This is a genomic window from Paenibacillus sp. Y301 (genome assembly GCF_059445505.1).
Map to the genome: position 1 here is coordinate 121,576 of NZ_JCAIUL010000010.1, position 13,868 is coordinate 135,443.

A 13,868-nucleotide genomic window follows, 5' to 3' on the forward strand; every position below is an offset into this window, starting at 1 on the left:
TTTCTAAAAAAAGATCTTCCGAACACTTGGTTAACATAATTATTATTATGTTAACCAATGCAAATCAGACGTACCTCTTCTACATTTATTTCATCATGAATATTATTTTTTTACACAGAATTTACAATTATATTGTAAGCTGAGAGTGATAGAAGACAATAATAACAAATTATGGCGGAGGAATTATGATCTCAGAAGAGAAATCCACACTTAAAAGTAACTTACCTACCCTATCATCTGCGTATTTGAATCGCGATCTAAGTTGGATTGAATTTAACAGACGTGTACTTCAGGAAGCTCAAGATACAGACACGCTTCTCTTAGAACGGGCTCATTTTCTAGCTATTGTATCTACAAATCTAGATGAGTTCATGAGTGTTCGTGTAGCAGGAATTCAAGATCAGATTAGAGCTGGGTATACAAAGAAAGACTTCACAGGCTACACGCCTTCGGGTCTCTATATGCGTCTTTTGAAAAAAGTATCTAAAATGATTAACGACCAGTACCGTACATTTCGTGATATCTCTAAATTGTTAACAAAAGAGGGTATTGTATTCTCTAGCTACAATGAATTGAATACCGTTCAAAAACAAGCCATGGATCAATATTATCAAGATATCATTTTCCCTGTATTAACTCCTATGGCAGTAGATCAGAGTCGCCCCTTTCCACTTGTTCATAGTCAATTTGTTTATTTATCTGTCGTACTTAGCCGTATAGGAAGTGTAGAAGAAGAACCCTATTTCGCAATCTTACAAATCCCATCCAACTTAGCGCGATGTATTCCTCTTCCTCATCGAACTAATAGTAAGAAACGCCAATTTATTTTTATAGAAGATCTAATTAAACGACATATTCACACACTATTTAGCGGTTATGCTCCAATAGCAGTTCATGAATTCCGCATTACACGTAACTCGGATCTAACGATTGACGAAGAAGGCGCCGAAGATCTATTAGAAGAGATTGAGAAGGAATTACGTAAACGTAGATGGGGATCACCCGTATGTATAGAAGTGGAGAAAGGGATGCATCCCTATGCCCTAAGTCAGCTCCAATATGAGTTTGAAATTAAAGACTTTATTTTTGAAATAGATGGTCCTCTGGATCTTAGCTTTCTACATAATTTCGCAGGATCTCTAAAGGGGTTCTCCCATTTAAGTAATCACCCTATTGAACCCGCATATCCGATGGAATTTGATGAGAATGAGGATTTTTTTGAAGTGCTACGAGAACGTGACGTCCTTGTATATCATCCATATGAATCCTTTGAGGCTGTTACCGATTTCATCATTCAAGCATCTGAAGATGAGCATGTGATGGCAATCAAAATGACATTGTATCGTGTCAGCGGCAATTCTCCGCTTATCCAAGCCTTAGCGACAGCTGCAGAATCCGGTAAACAGGTTACCGTTGTGGTGGAATTGAAGGCTAGATTTGATGAAGAACGTAATATCGCATGGGCTCGCAAGCTTGAGAAATCAGGATGCCACGTCGTATATGGTCTAATTGGGTTAAAAACACATGCCAAAATAACACTAATCGTAAGACAAGAAGATCATGGCTTGCAACGATACGTTCATGTAGGCACAGGAAATTACAACGACAGCACAGCCAAAGTATATACAGATTTGAGTCTATTCACTTCCAATCATGGCATTGGACTAGATGCTTCTGAGCTATTTAATCAAATGACGGGATACTCAACCAACAATGATTGGGAAGCCATAACTGTTGCACCGTCCAATATGAGTCAATCCCTCTTCAAACTGATTCGTAGAGAAGCCGAACATGCGGCTGCTGGTAGACCTGCACGAATTATTGCCAAGATGAATTCCTTATCGAATCAAGAGATGATCGACGAGTTATATGCTGCTTCACAGGCCGGTGTTCAGATCGACCTCATTATACGCGGTGTATGTTGCTTAAGACCTGGCGTTCCAGGATTAAGTGATCGAATCACAGTTCGGAGCATTGTTGACCGCTTTTTGGAACATTCTCGTATTTATTATTTTGAAAATGGTGGAACTTCAGAGGTATGGATCTCCAGCGCGGATTGGATGACTCGTAACTTAACTAGACGTATTGAACTGATGTGTCCGGTTTATGATCCTCACATCCTCACACTTGTCGCCCAAATCCTGCAATTGTCTCTTAAAGACAACGTTAAGTCTAGATTTCTACAACCTAGCGGTAGTTATGAATTCGCAGACGACAAAAAGGCTCCATTTAGGAGCCAGTCTGAGGCTATGAAGGTTAAGAAATGGAAGGGAAATCAATCTTCAATTTTAGATCCCATGCATTTTTAAATACTTTAACGGCATTATCCATCTCTTCTTGCTCAATCCATGTTTCTGTATCACTCTGAACCGTGAGATGTAGCGTCTTATTTCGAACCTCTGCATGAATTGATCTCACAGCTTGTGTCTCGCTTTGGTCGAGAGCAATGCATAGTTGCACTAAAGATCCTAACTTATGGATCCATACTTCGTCGGAAGGTAGTAATATGTCCTCATGTTCTTGGGACAGTTTCTGCTTCCGGCTTTTTGTGTTGTAAGAGGATATTAACGCACATAGAATGATCTCTCGATGCGTTAGTCCTCGAATAGAAGAATTCATAATCCAGTAATGGGTATGTCGGTTATACTGATAATAATTGATATGCCCACCAATGCGATACAACATAATCGATACGTATAAAAGCTTCTTATGCTCCTTCGTATCCCCCTCACCTTGCAAGGTTTCGTAGATCTCTTTGGATAATGTGTAGACATGCTCTAAGTGTGAACGTGATGCTTCCGCTTCAAAAGCTAATAATGTCTGAATGCTATACTCCAGTGTATTAGGTTTCACGGGTTGGGCGGGATTTAAGAAATCATGCAACATTCCCTCACGTAGACCTTCTCCACTAATTAGACAATGTTTAGCTTGGATATAATGATATACGGTATGTGCAATAATAAGTCCTGAAACAATGATATCCGTCCGGCTCTTAGACAAGCCATTTACAGTTTTACGTTTTTCTAGAGAAAGATGTGGAAGTGTATGAAATAGATGATTGATCGTATCTGTCTCTAACGCATAGCGATGTGAGGTCGGCATGGAATAATTGCAATGTTTCTGATCTATTTTACCGAGTGAACGGATCGTTCCACCTAGACCAAACAACGGTAACTCAGGTTTAGATTGCAACCACTTATGCTCATCAAGCATACTTAGCACATATGTACGAAGATTGAGAATTTGTTCCTCATTCCAATTACCATCGTTTCCGAACGTGACATTGGTATTCACCGCACCAAAAGGTAGAGATATACTTGTCTGATAACTTCGATTCTCAAACAATGTAATTTCCGTACTGCCCCCACCAATATCAACAATAAAGCCATCCTCTATATCAAAAGCATTAATGACACCTAGAAATCCGAAATAAGCCTCCTCTTTTCCTGAAATAAGCTTAATATCTATGGAAGATTCCTGTGATAGGAACGCAATAATTTCTTGAGAGTTACTAGCATTACGAATCGCTGCAGTTGCTCCCGCACGAATTCTGTCCACGCCAAACGTAGTACAGACCTTTCTGAATTGTTTGAGAATAGGTACTATGGATGCCATCTCATTCTTATCCAGAATTCCCTCTTCATTAACTTTCTCACTCAAACGAGCTGACTGTTTACATTCTTTAATAATCTTGTACCCTCCATCGGGTGTTGTATCATAAATAACCAGTCGGATGGAGTTGGAGCCAATGTCAATAATACCTATCCGGTACGGTTTATCTATTATCATTTATACTCCTATTCCTTGCTGAGTAGGCAACTTGTTATTATGAATATCTAAGTTAATAATATACCATATTTGTCCCTCTCGGTGTTGTTTTGCACTCCTACCACCGTCAACTATGTATGTTATACTGAAGCTCATAAAAAGGGATACTGACTTTTTCAATGTAGGTATCCCTTAGCTTTGTATTCCTTATTTTTTTAGACCCGCTGCACTGAAAGGACCATTAATAGCTATGGTAGATAAAATGCGTGCCATTTCCTTAGGCGATTCTTTTCTTCCGCTATGTAGCCATTGTTGGATAATCCCGATATGTGCAGAAGCTACATAAGATATCAAATATTGGCTAGGAACCAGTAATTTCTCCTTATCAAAAAGTTTAGTGGAGATATCTCCAAACAAGGTTTCCCACATGAACTCTTTTAGCCTTGACTGAAATGACAAATCTCCTTTTGGGCCTAAGACGGCTTTCATGAATCCGCTATTTTCATCCAGGTATTCAAAAATCAAAATGAGCAGATGAAAAGTAGCGGGAGTCGAGGAATTCGTTTCCATATCGGATAGAACATCAGGAAAATTATGTATGGCAATTCTGGACATGTCCTTCATTATCTCTTCTTCGCATTTAATCATTAAATCGAATTTGTCCTGATAGTGTGCATAAAATGTTCCTCTGTTAATTTTAGCAGTTGTAGTGATGTCTTTGACGGTCATCGCCTCGAACCCTTTCTCCTCAATCAATTTCACCAAAGCATCCCGAATCGATTGTTTAGTCCGAATCACACGTAAATCTGTACTATCTTCTCGCATACAACTTCCTCCCTAATATTTTTAACGACACATCCCGCGAATGTGTTCTTTAAGTAACACATCACCCGTTTTTGACCGTTGTCTTTAAACACATCAGTAATTATAATTTGCAATATAATAAACAACAGGTTGTTTGTTATTATAAACAATATTAAGGAGGATTGCATATGTTTAATATGTTTTTCAAAAACAGATTGTTAGTAATAGCACCCATTATTGCATTGGCTATCGTCTTTATCTTTTCGTTAACCTTATTTCCAACGGTCCAGCCGCAACCGAAAAAACTGCCGGTGGCCGTTGTAAATGAGGATCAGGGAGTAGAGATTCCGGGACAGTCCACTGTAAATATGGGGCAAACTATCATGGATATGGTGCAAACCGCTTCCGCGTCTGCCCCAGACGAAGACCCTGTAGTTAAATGGGTGGAAGTAGAAAGTACAACGGCAGTCCAAGAGGGGTTAGATGACCAAAAGTATTATGCAGCATTGGTAATCCCAAAGGATTTCAGTGCAAAACAAGTCTCATTAAGAACCGAAACGCCTTCTTCACCGGAATTACAGATATATGTCAATCAAGGTATGAATGCAGCCGCATCCAACATGGCGGCACAACTACTAAATGGCATGGTTGATAATATCAATAACAACGTCCGTACTCAATTACTCGATGGATTTAAAACACAAGGAGCGACTCTGACTGTAGAGCAGGCTTCCAGTATCGCAGTGCCTATTACAAAAACAGTCACCAATATAAATGAAGTTGGGAAGAATAGCGCAGGTGGCAACGCACCCATTTCATTATTCCAACCTCTATGGATTGCATGTCTGGCTAGTTCAGCCATTCTTTTCCTAGCAGTCAGCAAAATGCCGATGTTCACTCAAAAAGAAAAACTAGTTAGTAAGATTGGGCAGATAGTGATAGGTACGGTAGCAGCATTGGTCATTGGATTCGGTTTGACTTGGTTAGCCGAGGCAATGGTCGGGCTGAATATTCCGAATTTCATGGATACCGCTCTATTTTTAACAATTACAGCTTTTAGCTTCATCATGATGATTACAGCTGTTCTTTCATTGGTTGGAATCAAGGGCATCGCTCTTTTTGCCTTATTGCTATTCTTCGGAGCTCCTTTATTAGCAATGGCACCTGAGATGATGTCGCCTTTCTATCGGGATTGGATTTACTCTTGGCTACCGATGCGCTTTATGATTGAGGGGCTTCGTGAACTCTTTTACTTTGGTCAGGAATTGGCTTGGAACACAGCTCTTTCCGTCCTTGTCTGGATTATCGTGGTCAGTTTGATCGTTATCCTGCTTACTACCTTTCAACGTGCAAAATCAAAACAAGTAGCCAGCACTTAATAATACGTATAATGGAGATTTGTAAATGTAAAAACACTCTCAAACTTTCTCCTACATATTGATCTGTATACAAAGAATGGATAGAGTCATCAGAATATATCTGATTCCCTATCCATTCTTCTTTCTTCATGAATCCAATGATCACTTCGCAGCTGAAATCTCACTTTCAGTTACCCATTTATGATTAGTTACCTTGTCCCCACCCGTTGTCGGAGTGTAATCAACCATATATACAGTGGTCTGTTCAGCCGTATCAATGACAGCCGTTGCACCCATCATACCTTCCATATGATCTGCATTCATGATCACATCAGCATCTGGTTTATAAGGTTCGGCAGCAGCATCCTTTATATCTTCGTGAATAATCCATTTGTGATTACTTACTCGTTCTCCACCAGTTGTCGGAGTATACGAAACAGCATAAACTGTAGTGTCATAGGCACCTACGACGGTTGCCTTTGCACCCTCCATTCCTTCCATATGACCCGTTTTGATGATAACTTCACTTCCAACTTTATAGGTTGGATTCACGGCTTCCTTTAGACCCTTTGGAACTTCACTTGAACTTGAATGCGAACTGTGGTCCATGGGTGTCTCATTTACAGCGTTCTCTTTACCATTGTCATTTCCATTTCCACATGCACTTAAACTAATCGATGCTGCTAGCATAAGAAAAATCAATTGCTTCTTCATTTGATATGACCTCCGAATTCTTAGTTGTCCATATTCTACTGTATACCCATGGAACGTATAATTTCAAACAATAATTCATTATTTTTATCTAGATAAATGAAGTCATTACACCCAAGTGGTAAAGCGTTTTTGGACAAAGGGGATCCCATTACGCTCCGCCCATCTTGATAGTTCGGCTATCCCTTTATCTTCATCACCTTGAAATCGAAAACACAAATCAATGGGTACAATTTTATTACGAATTGGTTTAATTCCTATAACGGATTGGAACGTCCCTCTTACCATTACAGTCTTTATCTCTGACGCTTCAACTGTTCGTCCATTAATGAATAAGGAGTCTGGGTTGATTATCATGACCGTTGGTTTCATAAATAATCGATAGATTGGAATTGCCAACAAACCTAAACATACTAGAAACCATACACAACCAATATAAAATAGTACTCGATTACTATCATGGTCATACCTTCTTAACAAACTCATAAATATGACTAAGGAGATACTAATGCTTATAATTTGAAGAATCTCCGAAGGGTTCTTGATCTTAAAGTTACTACTTTGGATTTCAACTAGTCCCATCTTAGATACCTCCCTCTCATCTATCCATCTGTTACATCCACATGGATAACACCCGGCCCAATATCATATTATTCATTGCAGGGAAGGAATACCTCTATATTGTTCCGCGAAACTCTTCCTCAAGGATAGACATCTTAATCTCGTCATGAAATTCCCCATCTGAATAGAGGACATCTCGGAGTATCCCTTCGTGTTGAAATCCGATCTTCTCATATACATGAATCGCTCTTGGATTAAATGTATATACGCCCAGGTCGATTCGATGTAACTTCAACGTGTCGAAACCGTATCTAAGCATCAGCTTCATGGCTTCTGTTCCATATCCTTTGCCTGTATGTCGCGTATCTACACCAATCCGTATATTTGCACTTCGGTTCATCGAATCCATTTCGTTCAACACGACTTCACCGAGAAATTCACCCGTTTCCTTGGCCACAATGATGAAATCAGCACGATCATCGTTCATAACACCAATTTTTTTAATCCATGACATAATGTCATCTTGTGTAAAATCTCCCTGAGTCCCGGTAAATCGGTTGGATTCGGGCTCTTGTACAAAAGCATAATAATCCTCAAAGTCTGACTCACACGCCAAGCGTAGATCAATCGTATCCCCTTCAATTCTCACCTCTTTGCTTTGTTCATTTATATCATAATCTTCAGATCTTGCAGAAATTTCGTCCTCTGTGGGTTCCTCAAATCTAGTATCAAATAACAGTCTCATTTCTTCAGTTATATGATAAACATTCGAGTTACTATCGGTTATAGCTTCATTACGCATCTGTAATTGTTTCTTCGTCTGTATTTCTGGTGTGTTTATGTAATGTAGTTCAGTCGTTATTCCTTTATCCATAAAATGTTGTTTCACTTCGATTCTTTCTGCCTTACTCCAAAAACCAAAGTCTACAACCACGTTCACACCTATGGATACTAACTCATCTGCAAGATTGTATAAATAATCCATACTTTTACGCTGAATGAATTGATGTTGGTCTCCCAATTGTTCATCAAAAAGCGATAGCATTAAATCATCACATGATAGAATCATCGCCTGATAACGTTCTTTCAATTTCTTGGCATAAGTGCTCTTCCCGCTCCCCACTTTACCACAAAGCATATATACAGTTGCCATGTTACGTTCACTCCTATTTGTAAGCTAATTTATATGATATAGATAATATTACCATGAAATCCGTCATGTTACGTCACTCCGTGCGCTGTGAATTACCCGCGGTGCGAAATCCCTGTAGCCGCATGCCATCCCGGCACATCCATTTGGCCTAAACCGCGTAGAGAAATCCGTTATCGGAGAGCAAGAATGGCAATATTATAATCCGAATTTCTCGGATGCCCTATAGATGCAGGTTTTGGATTCCCCCTCTAAATTGGCCACAAAAAAACAAGCCGGACCAATCTCGGCTTGTTTAGGCGATCGTTTATCCGGAGTACTGTACGGTTCCAACATTCCAGCTCATTCTTAATTAGGCACTACTTTCAGGCTCTCAAATTCCTTGATCATTTGAGCATCGGCAAGAAATATGTTTTTTCCTCCAAGCTCGGAACCCATGGCCAGCCTATCCCCGGATGCTCTGTAAATGCTGACCGAATCGTCGGTAGAAAAATTCACTGACATTCCATGGAAGAACGTCACCGGAAATGTCCGGGGTAGCGTAACTTCAACGCCATCTGTGGTGATTTTCTTGAGGATACGGCAAACCGTGCGGATCCCTTCCTGATCCTGCTTATTCGTTCCGATCAGCGGTTTATATATCAGATCCCCGTCCTGAATATCTACAGACACGACCGTATCGATAGAGCATGAGGATGCCATCTCCTGAAAGCTTCGCTCCTTGGGAAGCGCCTTTCGTTCTTCTTCATAAGACGGTCGTTCGTAGGACAGTCGTTCTGATTGGCCGTTGTTATTTGGGAACGGACTGTCATATCCGAAATCCAAAACGCCGTGCCCCACGTCCCCGGCAAAGTTCAGTGAATCCCCAGGGTAAGGCGTCTGGTTATCATGAGCATATGTCAAATCTTTTCCCGTAAGGAGCTTATCTGCTAGGATCACAGTAGAGTTGTCCTTCAGGTCGATAAGTGACAGCAAGCCGCTGCGATTAGGTCGGACTACCAGAAAGTCGGTATCCACAGCCTGAACCCCGAACACGTCGTCTTGCTGGGTCAGCTGTGGTAGATCATACGTTGAGACGACTTTCCCTTCATCGTTATATACCCACACGATCTTGCCGTCAGTTAGCACCGCATGTTGAATCCAGCCGTTCGTATCATAGACTTGATAATCCGACGCATTAGACTCATACCGCTGGTCATAAGACGCATGCTTCTGCTCGACGATCTGGTTATCGCGGATCAGAAGAGTGTAGACTTCATAATGGGGTTGAGGACTTGCATAACTATCCACTAATGTCAGCACCGTATTCTTACCATGCCTGCTAGGGCCCTCAACTGAAACCGCTCCCTGCAACTGCGCTTCCAGCTTGCCTATGGAAAGTACATCGGACTGTTCGCCTTTGCCCATATACAGGTCACGGGTCGTACGATTCAACCATATCGCCAATGGGTTCAGCTCGAGGTAATCGTTCGGCTTCGTTATGCGTACGTTATGTGTGGTCGCCTCCCATTTAACTTCCGCTCCAATAGCTTCTGAGAAAAAGCGCATCGGTACATACACACGACCACCAACCATTCGGAGGGGTGTGGACAGAGAGACTCGCTGCCCATTTACGGATGCGCTGGTTGAGCCGAAGGGAACTTTAACCGTGAGTTCCGGATACCTCATCGTCACCGTTTTGGCCTGTGTGTTCCAGGCCACCAAGGTTCCGAGCAGTTCCCCGATATCCCGGAAAGGCAGATAAACCACACCTTCGTCTAGGAAAGGAGGCGTATTCGTCTTCACTACTTTTTCGTTAATCGTGATGTTAATGTCACTTTTTACAGATGTAGCGGGCGCTTCGGATTTGTCTGCGCTTACGGGTAGCGCGATGACAAATGCTACAGCCGTGGCCAGAAGCGTCGCAGGTAGAAATGAAGACCATCGTAATGTGAAGCGCATCTCGCAGGAAAACTTGGTTTTTAGGTTTTTAATCATCTGTTCATTTCTCCTTTAAGGTAGTTTTAAAAAAATAATTAATGCATTCATTCGTTTTTCGATATCTTCCAGTTGGTCAACATTTACTAACTTCTCATATCCCGTTAGTTCAAAAACCAAGTAGTTTAAAAATAAGAGGCACCTTAATGTCCTCCGCTTTATAGCAGTTTTCGAATTTCCCTTTAAGTAATAGACTTCGGCAGGCAGCTCCGGATTCTTCATATATATCCGTATTTACATTCAAATCAATGTTTCTATAATCATTATATTTTGGACTTTCATTTTTTATTGAAAGGATGTCTGAAGATTTCCAAGTTATCGAAAAATCATCTTTATGGTTACTAGAATATACCTTTTTCTTTTCTCCAGTCTGAGTCTGTTCGACCTCGACAATATAAATTACTCCACCTGCTGCACCGCCATAATTTAAATAATATGAGCTAGCTTCAAATTTACCATCAGGTGATTCTATGGGACCTAGAAATAATGTTGCGTTATCAAGGCTTTTAAAATTATAAAAGTACCTATTATATCCAATGAACAGTAATATACTAAAAATCAATAGTGAAATAATAATATATCTTTTTTTCATACAAAACCTCCGGTGCTCACTGGTCTAAAATAATTTCTTTATTTACAATATCTTACACAGTATTCTTATCTTAACCGAAACATTAGCGGTAATTTAAAATTAGGAGACATTTATGAAAGTGAAATCACGGAAATTCATCTTTACAGGAACCATCTTATATACAATTGTTGTCTTATTTTTTATTTTCTTTGCTTTTAATAGAGTGGATCATACAGCAGGAGTAAATGGATATACATTTATGCTTGTCCCAGAGAGAGTTCCGCTTCAATTCCCAGAACTAACCTCCTCATGGATATTTGACTTTGGAAATATTGTTGCTTTTATTCCTTTTGGTGTACTCATTCCCCTATTGTATCGAATCCGCTTTGGGAAGTTTATAACCTTCTTTATCTTGGCGATTCTCGTTCTGGAAACGCTGCAGGCTTTAACTTATCTTGGCAGCTTTGATGTAGTTGATGTGATATCCAATACTCTAGGTGCAGCAATAGGATATATCTCCTATAGAGTCGGATTTTCTTCAAAAATTTCTTATAAAAAGCTTATTGCTTCGGTCCTATCTATCGGTGTTCTTCTAGTTGGAATAATCGTGATTTCGGAAACCATCAATTATGTTGTAGCCAAAAGAGAAGGCCCGATTCAAGCGTTACATGAGGTGAAAGAAATAAATGGATCCCTGCCTATGACTGAAAATCTTCCCAGTTTGACGGTATCAGGCAAGAAAATAGAACCCAAAATGAACGTGTATAACAGTGATGGTGATAAAAGCAAATCATACATCTACATCTTAGGGAATAAATCAGATGTGAAGTTTTATTCATATTATGGCATTCCAGACAAGGGAGATCCCAAGGGAGAAGTCACTGTACTGGTGGATGATGGAAAAATAAGTGTTCAGTACAATCAAAAAGGTGCAGAACCTTTAAACATACCATTGGACAAGGTGAACAAAATTACGATTATCGTATCCGGAAACGCTAAACTATGGGATGTTGGATTCAGTGAAATGAAGCATTGGTGGGAGTGAAGAACAAACAAGCAACAAATTAAAATATCCTTCAAATACAAAATCCATTCTTATAATAAATGAACAAATCAGTCCATTTCTGATTCTCCAAAGAAAACTCTTTCCTCACACAATCAAGAAGAAATCCAGCTTTTTCAGCAAGCTTTATCGAGGGATGATTATCCATATCTCCCCTCGTTCCAAAATTGATTATGTATTGAATATCCCATCATAGCCCATTGATAATCCATACGTAGAATCTTAATCAACTCTATTTTCCCAACATTCATTCCATCCTCTTTACGGAATATTCCATAGATGTACATCTCATCTCTAATCGCACATTCATGGAATCCGTTAATCCAATCGCGGAACCACTCTTCCGTAGAAGAAGGCATATCTGTCGGACGTCCATCATCGTATTTGTACTGAGAGGGAAGTCTATTATCGAATTGTGTGTACCAATTAACATAATCCTCATTTACATAAGGACGAATGATAAGTCTTTCTGTCTCTATTAACTTATTTGATCTCGTCGTTACATCCATTTCGTAAACCCCTTTTGGAGAAAAGGAATCTGATTCTGCTCTGCCCAAATCTTCAATTCTTTCATTCCCTTATCTTCTTCCTCTATAAACCGAAAACAAAAATAAGTAGGAACATATTTCTTATCGGTTGGTTTAATTCCTAGAACAGGTCTGAAATATCCCGTAACCATTAGCATTTGAATTTCATTAGCTTCAACAATACGATTATTAATGAATAGGGATTTCCTACTAATCCATAAGTCAGTTGGCCTAGCAGATTTCCTATAAATAAAAATAACTAGCGAAATGCTATATATAAGAATTTGGGCGCCACCCAAATACAAAATGCTCTGCGGACTAAAATCATTCTGAATCTTTCCTATTAACCACGTCACGGATATGATTAATACCATGCTAATGGCTAATATTTGTGAATTTCCTGAAGGATATTGGATCTTAAATTTACTGTTCTGTACCTGCGTTTGTTGCATTCTAATACTCACTCCTTATCACAGAGTTATGTCAAAAAATCAATAATCTTATGGTTAACAATCTCGGATTGTTCCATAGTTAATGCATGACCTGCATCCTGTATAACACTTGTATGTAAGTTTGTTAGTAGTCGCTTGGCTTTAGATAACATTCGATCATAATGATAGATGACTTCTTTATCGCCAACCATCAGTAAAATCTCCATAGTAAGGCTTTGTAACTCGTGATCTTTAAATACAGTAGGTGTCACTCGCAAAAGTGGTATACAATTCAATCCTGAGACGATGAACTGACGAATCAGTACCTCAGCTTTAGCATCTGCTTGGTAGGAACTATTCATGAACCACGCTAACTCTTTACGAATACGATAAGCTGATGGTAAAACTATTGAAGGGTATACTTTTAATAAGAACATAGGAGTTATTCTATAAATTCCGGCGGCAGGTGCTAATAAGATCATTTTCTGTACTTTCTCAGGAGAATGAAGCGCAAAATTTATTGTGAGCCAGCCACCCATAGAATGTCCCATGAATATGGCTGATTGAAGATGAAGTTCCGTAAGAATATCAGAAACCCAGAGGGCTGCGTCTTCTCTTGTTCGTATAAGTGATGTAATAGTACTTTTACCTAAGTCACCTAATGTATCCACTGCGTACACTCTGAAATGTCTAGATAAGGATTCAACGTTGGGATACCACATGGTAGCACTGAACGTCATCCCATGAAACAACAATATTGCGGGAGACTCTATTAACCCCGATACAATGATGTGTGTATCACCAAATCTCGTAGATAGCATTACATCCTCAAACGGGACAGGCCATAACTGCATGGAGTCATCATACGCTTGGAGGAACTTCTCTCTATTCCCTTTTTTACGAACAATAGAATAGCTCCTATCCATGGATCAATCACCTCTTTCTGA

General features: G+C 39.7%; 12 protein-coding genes and 2 pseudogenes. 3 read left to right on the forward strand and 11 right to left on the reverse strand.

The features are described 5' to 3' along the window. Positions 1 to 185 precede the first annotated feature (185 nt). Entirely contained in the window at positions 186 to 2,309 is a 2,124-nt protein-coding gene (gene ppk1, locus AC1D69_RS17710; protein WP_495457472.1) for a polyphosphate kinase 1, read from the forward strand. Here ppk1 and AC1D69_RS17715 read toward each other — a convergent pair. Together AC1D69_RS17715 and AC1D69_RS17720 are read right to left on the reverse strand one after the other, a co-directional pair. Next, the gene (locus AC1D69_RS17715; RefSeq protein WP_495457473.1) at positions 2,257 to 3,789 is read right to left on the reverse strand and encodes a Ppx/GppA phosphatase family protein; all 1,533 of its coding nucleotides are present in this window, start codon (positions 3,787 to 3,789) and stop codon (positions 2,257 to 2,259) included. The genes ppk1 and AC1D69_RS17715 overlap by 53 nt on opposite strands. Before the next feature lie 186 nt (positions 3,790 to 3,975). After that, complete coding sequence (locus AC1D69_RS17720) at positions 3,976 to 4,593, reverse strand: TetR/AcrR family transcriptional regulator (RefSeq protein ID WP_495457474.1); 618 nt, start codon at positions 4,591 to 4,593, stop codon at positions 3,976 to 3,978. Between the two features lie 167 nt (positions 4,594 to 4,760). On the opposite strand from AC1D69_RS17720, the gene AC1D69_RS17725 reads away from it, so the two are divergent. Next, positions 4,761 to 5,951 (forward strand): YhgE/Pip domain-containing protein, encoded by a 1,191-nt coding sequence (locus AC1D69_RS17725; RefSeq protein ID WP_495457475.1) that lies wholly within the window; start codon positions 4,761 to 4,763, stop codon positions 5,949 to 5,951. Between the two features lie 141 nt (positions 5,952 to 6,092). Here the strand turns inward: AC1D69_RS17725 and AC1D69_RS17730 are convergent, their stop codons facing one another. The 5 genes from AC1D69_RS17730 to AC1D69_RS17750 form a co-directional block, all read right to left on the reverse strand. After that, positions 6,093 to 6,644 carry a YdhK family protein gene (locus tag AC1D69_RS17730; RefSeq protein WP_495457476.1) on the reverse strand — a complete coding sequence of 184 codons (552 nt, stop codon included), beginning with the start codon at positions 6,642 to 6,644 and terminating at the stop codon, positions 6,093 to 6,095. A 105-nt stretch (positions 6,645 to 6,749) separates the two neighbouring features. Beyond that, complete coding sequence (locus AC1D69_RS17735) at positions 6,750 to 7,223, reverse strand: hypothetical protein (RefSeq protein ID WP_495457477.1); 474 nt, start codon at positions 7,221 to 7,223, stop codon at positions 6,750 to 6,752. Positions 7,224 to 7,317: 94 nt separating this feature from the next. Next, a complete protein-coding gene (locus AC1D69_RS17740; RefSeq protein WP_495457478.1) occupies positions 7,318 to 8,355 on the reverse strand; it encodes a GNAT family N-acetyltransferase in 1,038 nt (345 codons plus the stop codon). 345 nt (positions 8,356 to 8,700) lie between these two features. Next, positions 8,701 to 10,329, reverse strand: a complete 1,629-nt coding sequence (locus AC1D69_RS17745) for a copper amine oxidase N-terminal domain-containing protein (RefSeq protein ID WP_495457479.1) — start codon at positions 10,327 to 10,329, stop codon at positions 8,701 to 8,703. A gap of 109 nt (positions 10,330 to 10,438) precedes the next feature. Next, entirely contained in the window at positions 10,439 to 10,921 is a 483-nt protein-coding gene (locus AC1D69_RS17750; RefSeq protein ID WP_495457480.1) for a DUF5412 family protein, read from the reverse strand. Between the two features lie 112 nt (positions 10,922 to 11,033). Between AC1D69_RS17750 and AC1D69_RS17755 the strand changes: the two genes are divergently transcribed. Continuing rightward, positions 11,034 to 11,945, forward strand: a complete 912-nt coding sequence (locus AC1D69_RS17755) for a VanZ family protein (protein WP_495457481.1) — start codon at positions 11,034 to 11,036, stop codon at positions 11,943 to 11,945. A gap of 31 nt (positions 11,946 to 11,976) precedes the next feature. On the opposite strand, the pseudogene AC1D69_RS17760 reads toward AC1D69_RS17755, so the two are convergent. The 4 genes and pseudogenes from AC1D69_RS17760 to AC1D69_RS17775 form a co-directional block, all read right to left on the reverse strand. Further along, positions 11,977 to 12,108 (reverse strand): annotated as a pseudogene (locus AC1D69_RS17760) (GNAT family N-acetyltransferase); the annotation flags it as partial. Positions 12,109 to 12,124: 16 nt separating this feature from the next. Next, positions 12,125 to 12,472: pseudogene (locus AC1D69_RS17765) on the reverse strand (GNAT family N-acetyltransferase); the annotation flags it as partial. Further along, positions 12,463 to 12,942 carry a hypothetical protein gene (locus AC1D69_RS17770; protein ID WP_495457482.1) on the reverse strand — a complete coding sequence of 160 codons (480 nt, stop codon included), beginning with the start codon at positions 12,940 to 12,942 and terminating at the stop codon, positions 12,463 to 12,465. The pseudogene AC1D69_RS17765 and the gene AC1D69_RS17770, both read right to left, overlap by 10 nt. A gap of 26 nt (positions 12,943 to 12,968) precedes the next feature. After that, positions 12,969 to 13,847: an alpha/beta fold hydrolase gene (locus AC1D69_RS17775; RefSeq protein WP_495457483.1), complete on the reverse strand. Its 879-nt coding sequence runs from the start codon at positions 13,845 to 13,847 to the stop codon at positions 12,969 to 12,971. Positions 13,848 to 13,868: the final 21 nt, after the last annotated feature.